This window comes from Pseudonocardia sp. OZ21 (genome assembly GCF_059359135.1).
On the sequence record NZ_JCADBN010000001.1, the window covers coordinates 735760 to 752766 of the forward strand.

Genomic DNA, 17007 nt, shown 5'->3' on the forward strand with positions numbered 1-17007 from the left:
TGGCACTGCGGGACGCTAGCACGCCGTGGTTTGATTTACAAACCACTCCCGATGTAAACTCGGTGCATGGCCGCTGAGCACATCGATCCGAACTCCCTGCCCGGCCGTCCCTGCGGGCTCGGCGTGGCGCTGGAGCTGGTCGGCGACCGGTGGGCCCTGCTGGCGATGCGCGAGGTGTTCTTCGGCAACCACCAGTTCAACCAGATCGCCCGCAACACCGGCGCCCCGCGCGACCGCATCGCCGCACGCCTGAAGTCCCTCGTCGAGGCGGGGATTCTCGAGCAGCGCCCGGGCCTCGACGGCTCCCGCTACCAGGGCTACTACCTGACCGAGGCCGGCCGGGCGCTCGGGCCGGCCATGCTGGCGCTGATGGAATGGGGCGACAAGTGGGTCGTCACCGAGCCCGCCATGCGCAATACCCACCGCGACCACCCACTGGTGATCACGACGGTCTGCGAGACGTGCGGCGAGCCGGCCGACGAGCGCCACATCACCCGCGAGATGGTCGCGCCCAACTGGAACCTGGCCGGTCCGCGAGCGCCCCACACGCACCCCGAGGACGCGGCGTAGCGCCGACGACGCAGCCGGCGGGCCTACCGCCTGCTCGAGGTGTTCAGCCGCGGGTCAGCAGCGACCGCGCGAAGAAGGCCAGGTTGGCCGGACGCTCGCCGAGCCTGCGCATGAAGTAGCCGAACCACTCGGTGCCGTAGGGCAGGTACACGCGCACCCGCAGCCCCTCGGCCGCGAGCTCGGACTGCGCCCGCGGACGCACCCCGTACAGCATCTGGAGCTCGTAGTCCGCCGCCGAGCGGCCGTGGCGTCCGGCCAGGAAGCGGGCGATGTCGACCAGACGCGGATCGTGGGTGGCCACCATCGGCAGGCCCTCCCCCGCCATCAGCACCTTCAGGCATCGCACGTACGAGCGGTCCACCTCGGACCGGCTCGTGAACGCGACCGCGGCGGGCTCGTCGTAGGCACCCTTGCAGAGCCGCACCCGTGAGCCCGGTCCGGCGAGGTCACGGCAGTCGGCCTCGGTCCGGCGCAGCTGGGTCTGGAGCACGGCGCCGACCCACTGGTGGTCGACCCGCAGGTCACGCACGATGCCCAGGGTGGAGTCGGTGGTGGTGTGGTCCTCCATGTCGACCGTGACCGTCGTGCCGGCCGCGGCCGCCGCCTCACAGATCTGCCGCGCCGACTCGAGCGCGATCTTGTCGGCGTCCACCGGCAGGGCCTGGCCCAGCGCGGAGAGCTTGACCGACACCTCCACCCGGTCGGCGAGGCCGCCGTCGGCAAGGCGCTGCAGCAGCGTGCGGTAGGCCGCCACCGTCGACTCGGCCTGGGCGCGGTCGGTGGTGTCCTCCCCGAGGTGGTCCACCGTCACGAGCCGGTCGGTGGTGATCGCGCAGATCGCCGTGAGGGCGTCGTCCACGGTGGTGCCGGCCACGAAGCGGTTGACCAGCGGATCGAACGGTCCGGCTTCCACAGCGGCGCGGACGGCCTGGGACCGGGCTGCGGCGAGCAGGACGTTCCGAATCATGCGCAGGACGGTAAGTGGCGATTCCGTCCCTGCGTCTTGTCCGATCAGCTAAGGTTCTGCCACTCCGCTCGTCCGAGCCGACGATGAGGCGCCCCGTGGAGACCACCCTCCGGCAGGTACTGGCCGCTGTCGGCGAGCCCCTGGTCGACGTGGTGGAGTCACCCGCGGGGCTCGACGTGCCCGTCACGGGTCTCACGATCGTCGACCCGGACGACGGGCCCGACCAGTACGCGGGGCAGCTCGTCCTGGTGATCGGGGCGCGGGGCCGCGACGCGGTGGCGATCGTGCGGATCCTGGCCCGGGGCCGAGCCGCCGCCGTGGCCGTGAAGGCCGGCGACGCCGTCGACGAACTCCGTGCCGCGGCGGTCGCCGCGGGTGTCCCGCTGCTGGTGGTGCGCCACGACGTCCGGTGGGAACGGCTCGAGTCGCTGGTCAGGGACGTGCTCGACGGAGGCGGCGGCAACGCCGAGGACGGCCCGGGCGACCTGTTCTCGCTGGCGCAGACGGTCGCGCTGCTCACCAACGGCATCGTCAGCATCGAGGACACGGCGAGCCGGGTGCTCGCCTACTCCCGCTCCGACAGCGACGCCGCGCAGGTCGACGAGCTGCGGAGGCTGTCCATCCTGGGCTGGCAGGGTCCGCCGGACTACCTGCGCATGCTGCGCGACTGGGGGGTGTTCGACCGGTTGCGCAAGGGCGAGGAGGTCGTGCACGTCGACGAGCACGCCGACCTGGGAGTGCGCCGCAGGCTCGCCGTCGGTATCCACGCGGGGCAGCGCCAGCTCGGCACGATCTGGGTGCAGGAGGGCGCGTCGCCGTTCGCCGAGCGGGCGGCCGACGTCCTGCTCGGGGCGGCGCGCGTGGCGGCGGGGCACCTGATCCGGCGGCGCAGCCGGGAGGCACCCGGCGCGGGCTGGAGCCGGGACCTGATCGCCGGGCTGCTCGACGGGCGCACCAACCCGGGCCTGGTCGCCGGCGTGTTCGGTCTCGACGAGCAGGGGCCCGCGCTGGTGGTGGCCTTCGCCGTCCGCGATCGCGGCTCGCTTCCCACCGGTGACGGCGCCGTCGACCGCGCCGTCGACCGGGCGACCCACGAGCTGAGCCTGGCCGAGCTCACCGACGTGGTCTCGGTGCACGCCGCCACCTACCGGCGAGCCGCGCTCACCGCCTCGCACGGCGCCCGCGTCTACGCCGTGCTGCCCGATGTCCCGCAGGACGCCACGGAGCCCGCCCTGCTCGCCATGTGCAGCGAGGTGGCGGCGATGACGCTGCGGCGCACCGGCGTGCGCGTGCAGGCCGGGATCGGGTCGGCGGTGGCCGGTCTGGCCGGAGCGGCGACGTCGCGCGGGGAGGCCGACCGGGTGCTCGACGCGATGCCGGACGGTCCCGACGACCCGACGGTGGCCGCGTTCTCCGACCTGCGGGCGGAGGTGCTGCTCAACCAGACGCTCGATCTGCTGCAGGCGAGCCCGGACCTGCGCGATCCGGCGGTCACGCTGCTGGTCGGCTACGACCGTGACCACGGCACCGACCTCGTCGGATCCGTGCTCGCGTGGCTCGACGCGATGGGGGACGTGCGGCTGGCGGCGCAGCGGCTCACCGTGCACCCGAACACGTTGCGGTACCGGATACGGCGGGCGGTCGCCGTGGGCGCACTGCGCCTGGGCGACCCCCGGGCCCGGTTGATGCACCACCTGCACCTCCTCGCCGCCGTCCGCTCCGACGTCGTGGAGCGGGCCGGCCCTGTCCGATCGGACAAGAGCCGGGCGCCATCGTCATCCGGTTGAACGACCCGCGCGGGCGCGCACCTTCCTAGGGTTCTGGGCACCTGACCCGGGGAGGCACCACCATGGACGCGATCACCAGCACGCCGCCGCCGCGCAACGAGACCGTGCGCGACTACGCCCCGGGCTCCCCGGAGCGGGCGAGCCTGCAGGCGGCCCTGGCCGAACTCGGCGCACAGCACCACGACCTGACGGTCACGATCGACGGCCGCCGGCACATGCCGGGCGGCCCGCGGATCGACGTGGTGGCCCCGCACGACCACGGCCACGTCCTGGGCGCCTACGCCAACGCGGGCCACGAGGACGCCAAGGCCGCCGTCGAGGCTGCGCTCCGGGCCGCTCCCGCGTGGCGCGCGATGCCGTTCGACGAGCGTGCCGCCGTGCTACTGCGGGCCGCCGACCTGCTCTCGGGCCCGTGGCGCGACCGGCTCAACGCCGCCACGATGCTCGGCCAGTCGAAGACCGCGATCCAGGCCGAGGTCGACTCCGCCTGCGAACTGGCCGACTTCTGGCGCTTCAACGTTCACTTCGCCCGCCAGATCCACGAGAACCAGCCGAACAGCGGGCCGGGCGTGTGGAACCGCATGGACTACCGCCCGCTGGAGGGCTTCGTCTACGCGATCACCCCGTTCAACTTCACCGCGATCGCCGGCAACCTGCCCACCGCGCCCGCGCTGATGGGCAACACGGTGATCTGGAAGCCGTCGCCGACCCAGGGCCTCGCCGCGCATCTGACGATGCAGCTGCTGGAGGAGGCCGGTCTGCCACCGGGCGTGATCAACCTGCTCACCGGGGACGGACGCGACATCTCCGAGGTGCTGCTCGCCGACCGCGCGCTCGCCGGGATCCACTTCACCGGCTCGTCCGCCACGTTCCAGCACCTCTGGCAGCAGGTCGGCGCGAACATCGGGTCGTACGCCACCTACCCGCGACTGGTCGGGGAGACCGGCGGCAAGGACTTCGTCGTCGCCCACCCGTCCGCCGACGTCGACGTGCTGCGCACCGCGCTCGTCCGCGGGGCGTTCGAGTACCAGGGGCAGAAGTGCTCCGCGGCCTCGCGCGCGTTCGTCCCGCGCTCGGTCTGGACCCGGCTGCGCGACGACCTCGTCGACGAGGTGGAGGCGCTGCCGATGGGTGACGTCACCGACTTCCGCAACTTCCTCGGCGCCGTGATCGACCGGCGGGCCTTCGCCAAGGTGTCGGCTGCGCTGCAGGCTGCGCACTCCGACCCGTCGCTCGAGGTCGTCGCCGGGGGCACGGCCGACGACTCGACCGGGTACTTCGTCCGGCCGACGATCGTGGTCGGCTCCGACCACGACCACGAGGTGTTCCGCACCGAGTACTTCGGTCCGCTGCTCGCGGTGCACGTCTACGACGACGGTGACTTCGAGCAGGTGCTGGCCCACGTCGACAACGGAGCGCCGTACGGCCTCACCGGCTCCGTGGTGGCCCGGGACCGCGCCGCCGTCGTGCGCGCGACGGAGACGCTCCGGTTCGCGGCGGGCAACTTCTACGTCAACGACAAGCCGACCGGGGCGGTCGTCGGCCAGCAGCCCTTCGGCGGCGGGCGAGCCTCGGGCACGAACGACAAGGCGGGGTCGATCTACAACCTGTTGCGCTGGGTGAGCCCGCGGACCATCAAGGAGACCTTCGTGCCGCCGACCACCTCGGGGCACCCACACCAGCGCTGACATCCCCTTTACCCCGTCGGAACATCCCTCCCGGCCAATGTGGTTAGCATGGGACAAGTAATTGCTCATGGCGCTGGCGGGAGTGGTCTAGGTGGAAGCGGCAGTCAAGCAGCGTGAGCCGGCGGGCGGGCCGTCACACGCGGAGCCGGACTCCGGCTACAAGTGGATCGCCATGTCCAACACGACGCTCGGGCTGCTCATGGCCACGATCAACTCGTCGATCGTGCTGATCGCACTGCCCGACATCTTCCGTGGCATCGGTCTCGACCCGCTGGCCCCCGGCAACACGAGCTACCTGCTGTGGATGATCATGGGCTTCCTGGTCGTCACCGCGGTGCTGGTCGTGGGCTTCGGCCGACTCGGGGACATGTACGGCCGCGTGCGGATGTACAACATCGGCTTCGCGATCTTCACGGTCGCCTCGGTGTTCCTCGCGATCACGTGGCAGAGCGGCGGCGCGGGCGCACTCTGGCTCATCGGCTGGCGCGTCGTGCAGGGCGTGGGCGGCGCGTTCCTGTTCGCCAACTCGAGCGCGATCCTCACCGACGCGTTCCCCGTGCACCAGCGCGGCCTCGCGCTCGGCATCAACGGTGTCGCGGCCATCGCGGGCTCGTTCATCGGCCTCGTCCTCGGCGGCGTGCTCGCGCCGGTGAACTGGCACCTGGTGTTCCTCGTGTCTGTGCCGTTCGGCGTCTTCGGCACGTTCTGGGCCTACGTCAAGCTGCGCGACACCAGCGCCCGCACCCCGGCGAAGATGGACTGGTGGGGCAACATCACCTTCGCGGTCGGCCTGGTCGCGCTGCTGGTGGGCATCACGTACGGCATCCAGCCCTACGGCGATCACGTCATGGGCTGGACCAGCCCGCTCGTGCTCACCTGCATCATCGGCGGGATCGTCGTGCTGGTGCTGTTCGGGATCATCGAGAAGCGGGTGGCGAGCCCACTGTTCACGCTGTCGCTGTTCGCGATCCGGCGCTTCACCTACGGCAACGCCGCCAACCTCCTGGCGTCGCTGGGCCGAGGCGGCCTGCAGTTCGTCCTCATCATCTGGCTGCAGGGCATCTGGCTGCCCCTGCACGGCTACAGCTTCGAGCAGACGCCGCTGTGGGCAGGCATCTACATGTTGCCCCTGACGGTCGGCTTCCTCATCGCGGCGCCGGTGTCGGGGGTGCTGTCCGACCGCATCGGCGGGCGCGGGCTGGCCACAGCGGGCATGCTCATCTCGGCACTGAGCTTCGTGCTGCTCCTGGTCCTGCCGATCAACTTCCCCTACTCGGGCTTCGCCGCCATCCTGCTGGTCAACGGGGTGGGCATGGGCCTGTTCACGTCGCCCAACCGGGCCGACGTGATGAACAGCCTCCCCGCCGGATCGCGGGGCGCGGGCGCCGGGATGACCGCGACCTTCCAGAACTCGGCCATCGTGCTCTCCATCGGCCTGTTCTTCGGCCTGATGATCCTGGGGCTCTCGGAGAACCTTCCGTCCGTACTGCACGCGGGGCTGCTGCAGCACGGGGTGCCCGAGGCCGACGCGAGCCGGATCTCCTCGCTCCCGCCCGTGGCCGTGCTGTTCGCCGCCTTCCTCGGCTACAACCCGGTGCAGCAACTCCTCGGCGGGGTGCTCACCACGTTGCCGCCCGACCAGGCCGCCTTCCTGACCGGTCGCAGCTTCTTCCCGCAGCTCATCTCCGGGCCTTTCGCCAACGGCCTGGAGGTGGCCTTCTGGTTCGCGATCGCCGCCAGCCTCCTCGCGGCGCTGGCCTCGTGGCTCACCGGAGGGCGCACCCCCACGGACCGGGCGTCCTCGGTGGGCGCGGAGCTCGCCGCGGTCGGGGGCGAGGCGGGGTCCGGCCCGAGCGAGCTCGTCGAGGACATCTCCCTCCGGCCCGAGCCGGACACGGCCCCGTCACCGCGGATGCCGGTGCCGGTCGCCGGTGAGATCATCGGTGAGGTCCGGACGGCCGCGGGCAGCGCGGTCCCCGACGGGGTCATCACCGTGACCGACGCGAACGGGCGCCAGGTGGCGCGCGCAGGCGTCGACCAGGACGGCCGGTTCTCCCTGCGCGGGCTGCCGCCCGGCTCGTACATGGCCGTGGCCACCTCACCCGGCTTCCGCCCGGAGGTGACGTCGATCGTCCTGAACGGCGCGGGCACCGTGCACCACTTCGCCCTGCGCGGCGACGGCACCGTCACCGGCACCGTACGAGCGGCCCGCAACGGCGTCCCGCTCGCCGGTGCCATGGCGCTGGCCACCGACGGTTCCGGCCGCGTCGTGGGCAGCACTCGCACCGGGGAGGACGGCACGTTCACGCTCGCGGGCGTGCCCGCCGGCCGGACCACGGTGACGGCGAACCTCCCGGGGCACCTCCCCGGCGCCGCCGCGGTGGAGGTCACCGCAGACGTGCCCACGGTGGTCGACGTCCTGTTGCAGTCCACGATCGCCGGCGTCAGCGGCCGGGTGACCGGAGCCGACGGCGCGCCGCAGGCGTCCGCCACGGTCGCCGTGAGCGGAGCCGACGGCGAGGCGCTGGCCGCCGCCACGACCGGGCCGGACGGGACGTACGAGATCTCGGGCCTGGAGCCCGGCCACTACACGGTGGTGGCCACGATGCAGACCGCGGTGCGGGTGCAGCTGCCCGCGGGAGAGCAGTCGAGGGTCGACCTGCACCTCACCGGCCCCGCCGTCGCGCCCGAGGTGGGCGCGGGCTCAGCGGTGCGCTAGAGCCAGCACGTCACGAGCCACCGCGAGGCCGCGCTCCAGCTCGGCCCGCGGTGGCTTCGCGTATCCGAGGACCAGGCCCGCCCGTCCGGGGTGGCCTGCGTGGTGCCGGGCCAGCCCGTCCAGCTCGACACCCCGAGCGGCCGCGGCGTCGACGACGGTCCGTTCGGCGCCGGCGTCCGGGAGCGGGACGAGCCCGTGGGCACCGGCGGCGTCACCCTCCAGGACGTGGCCGGCCGCGTGCACCGCAGCGGCCACCGCCGCCCGTCGCTCGGCCAGCTCGCGGCGTAGTCGGCGCAGGTGCCGGGCCAGGTCACCGTGCGCGGCGAACGCCACGAACACCCGCTGACCGGCTCGGACGGGCCGGATGCCGGTGCGGTCGCGCAGCCCGAGGACCGCGGCGCGCACGGCAGGGGGAGCCACCAGCCACCCCGCGCCGAGGGTCGGGGTGAGCAGCTTGCTCGTGGTCCCGAGGTGCGCCACGACGTCCGGGCCCAGGGCGGCGAGCAGGGGCAGCGGGGCGACGTCGTAGCGCAGCTCGCCGTCGTAGTCGTCCTCGATCACGAGGAAGCCCTCGGCGCGGGCGCGCTCCACCAGCGCCAGCCTGCGTGCCGCGGAGAGCCGGGCGCCCAGCGGGTACTGGTGCGCCGGGGTGCAGTACACCGCCGCGAGCCCGGGCGGGACGGCCTCCACCACCAGGCCTGCCGCGTCCACCGGCACGGGCACCACGGTGAGCCCGGCGGCCCGCAGCGCGGCGACCGCCCGCTGGTACCCCGGCTCCTCCACCGCCACGCGCGCTCCGGCGGGCAGGGTGCGCGCCAGCTCGGCGACGGCCGCCGTGCTGCCGCCGGTGGCGAGCACCTGCGCGGGATCGGCGGCCAGCCCGCGGTGCCGGAGCAGGTGCTCCACCACGGCCACCCGGAACGCCGGGAGCCCGACGGGGTCGGGCCCCACGTCCGGTGCCGGGTCGGCGGCGGCCCGCCAGGCCCGGCGCCACGCGGCCCGGTCGAGCACCTCGAGACACGGGGTGCCCGGGCGCAGCGAGATCACGCCGGACCGGCGTCTCCCGGCCGGCGGAGGCGGCGCGGCCGGGCGCGGGTGGGCCGGGGGTCCGGCAGGCGCGCCCACGACGAACGTGCCCGCCCCGCGCCGTCCGACGGCCCAGCCTTCGGCGAGCAGCTGGTCGTAGGCCGCGGCGGTGACCGTGCGGCTCACGCCGAGGGTGGCGGCCAGCTCGCGGGTGGACGGCAGCCGGTCCCCCGCACGCAGGGTGCCCCCGGCGGTGACGGCCCGCAGAGCGTCGGCGAGCTGCACCGCGAGCGGCCGGTCGGCGTTCCGGTCGAGGTGAAGCGGCGGCAGCTCCATGAGTGGCCTTCCGAACTCGGGCGGGATTGGCCCTGCCACGATGCCACTGGCCGTCCCACGATAGGGGATGTGAGCCTCTCCCCCACCCCCCGCAGCACCATCACACGACTTCGCGAGCGGGCACGCAGCACGCAGGCCGACCTGCACGCGGTGCTCGACGCCGGGCTGGTGTGCCATCTCGGTCTGGTGCGCGACGGCGCTCCGGTGGTGCTGCCCACCGGATACGGGCGGATCGACGACACCGTCTACGTGCACGGATCCACCGGGGCCGGCTACCTGCGCATCGCGGACGGCGCCCCGGTCTGCCTGACGGTGACCCATCTCGACGGCGTCGTCTACGCCCGTTCGGTGTTCCACCACTCGATGAACTACCGCAGCGCGGTGGTGCACGGCACCGCCAGGGCCGTCACCGATCCCACCGAGCGGCTCGCCGCCTTGCGCGCGATCGTCGAGCAGCTCTCCCCCGGCTCCTGGGAGCACGCCCGCCAGCCTTCGCCGCGCGAGCTGGCCGCCACCGCGGTGTTCGGCATCGACCTCGCCGAAGCCAGCGTCAAGGTGCGCACCGGGCCTCCCGGCGACGACGACGAGGACATCGCGGAGGGCGGCCGGTGGGCGGGCGTGCTGCCGGTGCGCACGGTCTTCGGAGCACCCGAAGCCTGCCCGACGCTCCCCCCGTCCGACGCGCCCGCACCGGAGCACGTCGGCGCCCGCCGAGGGCCCCGAGGGCACTGAGAAAGCGGGCGACTCGCGCACGCGTAACGGGCGACTCGCGGGGCCCCCCGCGAGTCGCCCGGTTTTCGTGCGCGGTCGCCCGCTTCCTGCCGCGCACCTGACGACGGTCATTCGCTCGGCGCCCGGCGACGGCCCGGAGGGGGCGGGGGGCACTGATCCCGGTGACGTAACCTCGGCCCGCGTGGACGCTCCCCGCCCCTACCCCGACGCCGAGCGGCTGGGCCTCGTCGAGGACCTGCACGGGCACCGGGTCGCCGACCCGTACCGCTGGCTGGAAGACCCCGAGGACCCCCGCACTCAGGCCTGGTCAGCCGCCCAGGACACCCTGACCCAGCAGCATATCGACGCGCTCCCCGGCCGTGCCGCTCTCGCCTCGACCCTGACCGACCTCCTCTCCGCCGGTTCCGTGTCGGCGCCGCTGTGGCGGGCGGGCCGGTCGTTCTCCACCCGCCGCGAGCCCGGTCAGGAGCACGCCGTGCTCCACGTCCGGGAGGCCGACGGCACCGAGCGGGTGCTGCTCGACCCCACGGTGCTCGACCCGACCGGCCTCACCACCCTCGACAGCTGGGTGCCCGACCTCGAGGGCAGGCAGCTGGCCTACCAGCTCTCCAGCGGCGGCGACGAGCACTCGGTGCTGCACGTGCTCGACGTCGACACCGGCGAGGACGTCGAGCCGCCGATCGACCGCTGCCGTTACTCCGACGTGGCGTGGCTGCCCGGGGGCGACGAGTTCGTCTTCGTCCGGATGGTCGGTGAGAACGATGCGCCCGACGGCGAGCAGGCCCTCCACCGGCGCATATGGCGCCACCGGGTGGGCACGCCCACGGAGTCCGACGAGCTCGTCGACGGCCCCGGGCTCTACGAGGAGCACACCTACTACGGGGTGCGCGTCTCCCGGGACGGGACGTGGCTCGTCGTCACCGGCAACGTCGGCACGGCGCGGCGCGACAGCGTCTGGATCGCGGAGCTCGGCGAGAAGACCGGCCCCCTGACGCCGGTGCTCACGCAGGACGACGACGTGCAGTGCCACGCCTGGGTCGACCGCGACGGGCTGCTGTACGTGCACACCACCGACGGAGCACCGCGCTGGCGGCTGGCCGTCACCGACCCGCGTACGCCCGGCCGGGAGCACTGGCGCGAGCTGGTCGGTGAGGACCCGCAGTCGGTACTGCAGGCGGTGCGGCGGCTGGAGCCGGGCGAGCCAGGGGGCGACCCGCTGCTGGTGCTGGCCAGGGCCCGGCACGCCGTGGCCGAACTGGCGCTGCACGCCGCCGACGGGGCACCGCTGAGCACCGTGCCGCTGCCCGGCACCGGTTCGCTCACCGGTCTCTCCGTCGCCGACAGCGACACCCCCGAGCAGGCGGGACGCGTCTGGTTCGGCTGGACGGACCTGGTCACCCCGCCGCAGGTGCACCGCTTCGACCTCGCCACCGGCCAGAGCGTCCTCGATGTTGCGGCCCCCGGCGCGGTCACCGTGCCTGCGGTGCGCACCGAGCACCGGACGTTCACCTCGGCGGACGGCCAGACCGTGCGGATGTTCGTGATCACCCCCGCGGGCCCCGCCCGCTCCCGTCCCGCGCTGGTCACGGGTTACGGCGGGTTCGGGATCAGCCGCGAGCCCGCCTACAGCGCGCAGGCGCTGGCCTGGGTGGCGGCCGGTGGCGTGTACGCGCTGGTCTCGCTACGCGGGGGCGGTGAGGAGGGCGAGGACTGGCACCTCGCCGGCAACCGGGCGAACAAGCAGAACGTGTTCGACGACCTGCACGCCGCGGCTTCCGCGCTGATCGACGCGGGCGACACCACGGCCGGCTCGCTGGCGATCATGGGTGGCTCCAACGGCGGTCTGCTCGTCGGGGCCGCCCTCACCCAGCGACCCGAGCTGTACCGGGCCGTGGTCTGCTCCGCCCCGCTGCTCGACATGGTGCGGTACGAGGAGTTCTCGCTGGGCCGCACGTGGAACGACGAGTACGGCACGGCCGCCGACCCGCAGGAGCTGGGCTGGCTGCTGTCCTACTCGCCCTACCACCACGTGCGGCCGGGCGTCGCGTACCCCGCGGTGCTGTTCACGGTGTTCGAGTCCGACACCAGGGTCGACCCGCTCCACGCGCGCAAGATGTGTGCCGCGCTGCAGCACGACACCACGGGTGACCCTCAGACCCGCCCCGTCCTGATCCGCCGCGAGACCGACGTCGGGCACGGCGCCCGGTCCGTGTCGCGCACCGTCGCACTCGCCACCGACCAGCTCGCCTTCCTTGCCGCGCACACCGGACTGGAGCTTTCGTGACCGTGCTCGCGACGATCCCCGACGGCATCTCCGGTGAGAACCTGCTCCCCGTGCGCCCGGCCTGCGCCGACGACGCCGGCTCCTGGTGCGCGGCGATCTACCGGCTCACCAACAACGACTTCCTGTCCCGGTCGGCCGACACGGTGGTCACCGCGGCGCTGCACGTCGCGCTGATCATCGTGCTGGCGTGCACCGCCCGGTTCCTGCTCCACCGGGCCATCAACCAGGTCGTCGACGGCGCCACCAACTCCCGGATCACCCGGCTGGTCGGGCGGGCGCCGCGGCGGCTGCGGACCGGCGACAACGGCGGTCCGGTGTCGCAGCGGCGGGCGCAGCGGGCTCGCACGATCGGGTCGGTGCTGCGCTCGCTCAGCTCCGCGGTGGTGCTGCTGATCGGCTCGGTCATGGTGCTGGCCGAGTTCGGGGTGGCGCTGGGGCCGATCCTGGCCTCGGCCGGCATCGTGGGCGTCGCGGTCGGCTTCGGCGCGCAGAACCTCGTCCGCGACTTCCTGTCGGGCGTGTTCATGCTGCTGGAGGACCAGTACGGCGTCGGCGACATCGTCGACCTGGGCGAGGCCAGCGGTGTGGTCGAGTCGGTGGGGCTGCGCATCACGACGGTCCGCGACGTCAACGGCACGGTCTGGTACGTGCGCAACGGCGAGATCCTGCGGGTCGGCAACAAGAGCCAGGGCTACGCGGTCGCCGTCATCGACCTTCCACTGGCGCACAGCGCCGACATCGCCGAGGCCACCGAGGTCGTCTCCGACACCGCCAGGGAGCGGGTGGCGGGCAAGGACGTGGCCGAGGCCGTGCTGGAGGCACCGGAGGTGCTGGGGGTCGAGCGCGTGGGACCGGAAGGAATCACGCTGCGGATGACGGTGAAGGTCAAGCCGGGCCAGCAGTTCGCCGTGCAGCGCGCACTCAACGCGGCCATCGCCGACGCGCTGGACGACGCAGGCGTGCCCCGCCCCGGCCTGCTACCCGCGCACGTCACGCGTCCGACGGTGCCCTGAGCCGCCGCCCGCGCGGCAAGGAATGATGGACCTGTGACCGATCCACAGAACTTCTACGCCGAAGTCGGCGGAGCGCCGGTCTTCGACAAGATCGTGTCTCGCTTCTACGAGCAGGTCCGCGAGGACGAGGTGCTGCGCCCGCTCTACCCGGAGGAGGACCTCGGCCCGGCCGAGGTCCGGCTGCGGATGTTCCTCGAGCAGTACTGGGGCGGTCCGCGCACCTACTCCGACCAGCGCGGGCATCCGCGGCTGCGGATGCGGCACGCGCCGTTCAAGGTCGGGCCGATCGAGCGGGACGCGTGGCTGCGCTGCATGCAGGTGGCCGTCGACGAGGCGGGGCTGGACGACGCGCACCGTGCGCAGCTGTGGAAATACCTCACATACGCCGCCGCGAGCATGGTGAACAGCGACTTCTGAGCGAAGGACAGGCGGCGATTCGTCCCCTTGTCGCCCGGGGTTTGGCAAGATCTCCCCCGTGCAGTGGTGGCGGGACGCCGTGGTGTACCAGATCTACGTCCGGTCGTTCTCCGACTCGGACGGCGATGGCGTGGGCGATCTCGAGGGCGTCCGGTCGCGGCTGGGCTATCTGGAGCTGCTGGGGGCCGACGCCCTACGGCTCACGCCGTTCTACACCTCACCGATGGTCGACCACGGCTACGACGTGGCCGACCCGCGCAACGTCGACCACGTCTTCGGTGGCCTGGACACCTTCGACGGTCTCGTCACCGACGCCCACGAGCACGGGCTCCGCGTCACGATCGACCTGGTGCCCAACCACACGTCCAGCGAGCACGAGTGGTTCCGCGCGGCACTCGACGCCGCCCCGGCCAGTCCCGAGCGGGCGCGCTACCACTTCCGGCCCGGCCGCGGACCGGACGGCGAACAACCGCCGAACAACTGGACCAGCATCTTCGGCGGCCCCGCGTGGACGCGCGTGCAGGACCTCCACGACGACGGCGAGTGGGGCCCCGGGGAGTGGTATCTGCATCTCCGGTCCCCCGACCAGCCCGATCTCAACTGGACCAACCCGGAGGTGTGGGCCGACACGGAGAAGACGCTGCGCTTCTGGCTGGACCGCGGCGTCGACGGCTTCCACATCGACACCGCACTCGGCATGAGCAAGCCGGACGACCTGCCCGACGACTCCGAGGACACGCCCGGTGCCGACGTCCTGTTGACGGCGACCCTCGACGAGGATCCGCGGTTCGACCACGACGGTGTGCACGACGTCCACCGCATGATCCGCGCGGTGCTCGACCACTACCCGGGGCGGGTGCTGGCGGGCGAGGTCCGCCTGCGCGACGTCGAACGGTTCGCCCACTACCTGCGTCCCGACGAGCTGCACCTCGGCGTCGACATCCGGCTCCTGCAGGCCTCGTTCGACGCCGACGCTGTCCGGGAGGCCATCGAGAGCTCGCTGGCCGCCGTCGAGAAGGTGGGCGCACCGCCGACGTGGACGCTGTCCACCCATGAGGTGTCCCGCCCGGTCACCCGCTACGGCGGGGGGCCGGCCGGGCGCGCGAGGGCGCGGGCGATGGCGCTCGTCGAGCTCGCGTTGCCCGGCGTGGTGTGCCTGTACAACGGCGAGGAGCTCGGACTGCCCGATGCCGAGCTTCCTGACTCCGTGCTGCAGGACCCGATCTGGGAACGCTCGGGCCGCACCGAACGCGGGCGGGACGCCTGCCGGGTGCCGATGCCGTGGGAGGGTGGCGCGCCCGGTTTCGGGTTCACCAGCGGCGAGCCGTGGCTCCCGATGCCGCCCGGGTACGGCGAGCTCACCGCAGCCGACCAGCTGGAGGACACCGCGTCCACGCTGTCCCTGATCCGCCGGGCCGTGGAGCTGCGCAAGACGCACCCCGCCTTCCACGGGCGCAGTGTCGAGTGGTTCGGGGCGCCTGCCGGCTGCCTCGCGTTCCGCCGCGCCGGTTCCACCCTCGTGTGCGCGCTCAACGCCTCCGCCGAGGCCGTGCCGCTCCCGCCGGGCGACGTGCTGCTGGCCAGCGGGCAGCTCCAGGGCAACCTGCTGCCGCCGGACACGGCGGCCTGGCTCACCTGACCGGCCCCGGGTCGGCGTGATGCCCGCGACAGCTGTCGCATTGCGGCGCCGGCACCGACCTACCATCCGGACGTGCTCCACGAACTGGCGGTGTTCCTCGGCACCTGCCTGCTGCTCGCGATGGTTCCGGGTCCGGGAGCAGCGGTGATCCTGCGCCAGGCGATGCGGGACGGCCGCCGGTCCGCGCTCATGACGATGCTGGGCAACGAGACCGCGCTCGTGCTCTGGGGCGTGGCCGCCGCCGCCGGCCTCACCGCGCTGATCACGGCGTCCGAGGTCGCGTACAGCGTGCTGCGGGTGGTCGGTGCGGTGGTGCTGATCGTGCTCGGGGCCCAGGCGCTGCGCACCGCATGGCGCGGCAGCTCGACGTTCGAACAGCCAGAGGCCACAGCCGGCACCGGCCCGTCGGGGTGGCAGTCCTACCGCACCGGCGTGATCGCCAACCTCACCAACCCGAAGGCGGCGGTCTTCGCGCTGTCCTTCCTCCCCCAGTTCGTGCCGGCAGGCTTCTCGGTGCCCGCCACCCTCCCGCTGCTGGCCGTCCTGTGGGGAGTGGTCGACGCCATCTGGTTCACGCTGGTCATCTGGTTCATCAACCGGTCCAAGGAGATCTTCGCGCGCTCCTCGGTACGGCGGCGCCTGACCCAGCTCTCCGGCGTGGTGCTGATCGGGCTCGGCCTGCGGCTCGCCCTCGACAGCCAGTGACGCGAGTCAGGCCAGCAGGAGCGGAAGGGCCGTGACGCGGCGGCGGACCACGGCGCCGTAGCGGGCGTCGAGCCGCATCCAGCTGCCGGTGGCCGACACCCGCACCGTGCTGCCCGCCTCGTCGCCTCCCGTGTCACCGAGGAACCCCATCCCGGACAGCGCGAACAGGCAGCGCAACGGGATCCGGACCGGCGGCCCCGACCCGGCGCTGACGGTGAGGACGGTCTGGTCCAGCAGGGATGCCGGTGGGCCCAGCGGCCCGGCGTTCTCCCTCGCCAGCACGAGCCCGCGCTCGGTGAGTCCTTCGAGCTCCGCGGCCGGAACGTCGTCGACGGAGGCCCAGCCCTCGTCAGGGGGGAGCTCACCCTGCCAGAGCCCACCCGCGCCCGGGTCGACCGTCTCGGCGCGTTCCACCGTCAGCGCGGTGAGCAACCCGGCGGCGGGCACCGTGACGTCGGCGGGTTCGAGCACGCCGTGCACCGCGCGCGAGGCCAGCACGTCGAACGGGGTGGACGCCCAGGCCGTGACGGTGCCTCGGCTGGCGCGCAGCCGCACCGTGGCCATCTGGTCGAGCCGCACCACCCGCGCCACGAAGGCGCCGAGGTCGCCCCGCTCGTCGGCGTCGGGCACCGTGAGCGCGGTCATGCCGACCACCGCTCCAGGAAGCCGCGCTCGTCGTCGGCCAGCCGCCGCGGCCGCTGCGCGTCGAGGTTGTAGGTGGCCATCCGCGTCCAGGCCACGACCGCCACCGGGTCGTCCTCCGCCGGTCCCTCGTGCATCTCGTACCAGATCCGGAACGCTGCAGCGCGCACCTCGTCCACCCACATCCCCACGCGCAACGGATGCGGCCGGTACGGGACCTGCCGCCGGTAGTCGACGTTCAGCCCGGCGACGAGCAGCCCGTGGGTGAAGCCGTGGAGCCCCTCGGCCGCGGCGGTGTCGAAGAACAGGTCGATCCGGGCCTCCTCCAGCAACGTCACCGCGCGGGCGTGGTTGAGATGCCGGTAGGAGTCCTGATCGGTCCAGCGCAGGGGCACCTGCGTGACGAAGCGAGCCACATCGCCCACCCTCTCAGCATCGGACCGGTGGCCGGTGGCCGGGCACCCTGGGTGCCCGGCCATCGG

The 17007-nt window shown here is 73.1% G+C and carries 14 protein-coding genes; 10 read left to right on the forward strand and 4 right to left on the reverse strand.

The genetic code is table 11. The features are described from left to right. Nucleotides 1–66 precede the first annotated feature (66 nt). On the forward strand, nt 67–570 hold the full coding sequence (locus tag AC5L35_RS03570; protein WP_495058037.1) for a winged helix-turn-helix transcriptional regulator: 504 nt from the start codon (nt 67–69) through the stop codon (nt 568–570). A gap of 43 nt (nt 571–613) precedes the next feature. Here the strand turns inward: AC5L35_RS03570 and AC5L35_RS03575 are convergent, their stop codons facing one another. Continuing rightward, complete coding sequence (locus AC5L35_RS03575; RefSeq protein WP_495058038.1) at nt 614–1537, reverse strand: proline dehydrogenase family protein; 924 nt, start codon at nt 1535–1537, stop codon at nt 614–616. Nucleotides 1538–1632: 95 nt separating this feature from the next. Here AC5L35_RS03575 and AC5L35_RS03580 point away from each other — a divergent pair, with 95 nt between their 5' ends. The 3 genes from AC5L35_RS03580 (at nt 1633) to AC5L35_RS03590 (ending at nt 7731) form a co-directional block, all read left to right on the forward strand. After that, nucleotides 1633–3324: a PucR family transcriptional regulator gene (locus tag AC5L35_RS03580; RefSeq protein ID WP_495058039.1), complete on the forward strand. Its 1692-nt coding sequence runs from the start codon at nt 1633–1635 to the stop codon at nt 3322–3324. Between the two features lie 62 nt (nt 3325–3386). Further along, complete coding sequence (gene pruA / locus AC5L35_RS03585; RefSeq protein ID WP_495058040.1) at nt 3387–5012, forward strand: L-glutamate gamma-semialdehyde dehydrogenase; 1626 nt, start codon at nt 3387–3389, stop codon at nt 5010–5012. Nucleotides 5013–5184: 172 nt separating this feature from the next. Beyond that, on the forward strand, nt 5185–7731 hold the full coding sequence (locus AC5L35_RS03590; RefSeq protein ID WP_495058089.1) for an MFS transporter: 2547 nt from the start codon (nt 5185–5187) through the stop codon (nt 7729–7731). Here the strand turns inward: AC5L35_RS03590 and pdxR are convergent. After that, entirely contained in the window at nt 7717–9093 is a 1377-nt protein-coding gene (pdxR, locus tag AC5L35_RS03595) for a MocR-like pyridoxine biosynthesis transcription factor PdxR (protein WP_495058041.1), read from the reverse strand. The two genes, AC5L35_RS03590 and pdxR, sit on opposite strands and share 15 nt — an antisense overlap. A 69-nt stretch (nt 9094–9162) precedes the next feature. Here pdxR and AC5L35_RS03600 point away from each other — a divergent pair, with 69 nt between their 5' ends. The 6 genes from AC5L35_RS03600 to AC5L35_RS03625 all read left to right on the forward strand — a co-directional run bounded on the left by AC5L35_RS03600 (nt 9163) and on the right by AC5L35_RS03625 (nt 15883). Then, nucleotides 9163–9825 (forward strand): pyridoxamine 5'-phosphate oxidase family protein, encoded by a 663-nt coding sequence (locus AC5L35_RS03600; protein WP_495058042.1) that lies wholly within the window; start codon nt 9163–9165, stop codon nt 9823–9825. 181 nt (nt 9826–10006) lie between these two features. Then, nucleotides 10007–12109, forward strand: coding sequence for a prolyl oligopeptidase family serine peptidase (locus tag AC5L35_RS03605; protein WP_495058043.1), 2103 nt, complete (start codon nt 10007–10009; stop codon nt 12107–12109). Next, entirely contained in the window at nt 12106–13122 is a 1017-nt protein-coding gene (locus AC5L35_RS03610; RefSeq protein ID WP_495058044.1) for a mechanosensitive ion channel family protein, read from the forward strand. Before AC5L35_RS03605 ends, AC5L35_RS03610 begins: the two co-directional genes overlap by 4 nt. Nucleotides 13123–13155: 33 nt before the next feature. After that, on the forward strand, nt 13156–13539 hold the full coding sequence (locus tag AC5L35_RS03615) for a globin (protein ID WP_495058045.1): 384 nt from the start codon (nt 13156–13158) through the stop codon (nt 13537–13539). A 49-nt stretch (nt 13540–13588) separates the two neighbouring features. Continuing rightward, the gene (locus tag AC5L35_RS03620) at nt 13589–15178 is read left to right on the forward strand and encodes a glycoside hydrolase family 13 protein (protein WP_495058090.1); all 1590 of its coding nucleotides are present in this window, start codon (nt 13589–13591) and stop codon (nt 15176–15178) included. Between the two features lie 72 nt (nt 15179–15250). Beyond that, entirely contained in the window at nt 15251–15883 is a 633-nt protein-coding gene (locus AC5L35_RS03625; protein WP_495058046.1) for a LysE family translocator, read from the forward strand. Nucleotides 15884–15889: 6 nt separating this feature from the next. On the opposite strand, the gene AC5L35_RS03630 is transcribed toward AC5L35_RS03625, so the two are convergent. Continuing rightward, nucleotides 15890–16528 (reverse strand): DUF8185 domain-containing protein, encoded by a 639-nt coding sequence (locus AC5L35_RS03630; RefSeq protein ID WP_495058047.1) that lies wholly within the window; start codon nt 16526–16528, stop codon nt 15890–15892. Then, nucleotides 16525–16950, reverse strand: a complete 426-nt coding sequence (locus AC5L35_RS03635; protein WP_495058048.1) for an acyl-CoA thioesterase — start codon at nt 16948–16950, stop codon at nt 16525–16527. The genes AC5L35_RS03630 and AC5L35_RS03635 overlap by 4 nt, the downstream gene beginning before the upstream one ends. Nucleotides 16951–17007: the final 57 nt, after the last annotated feature.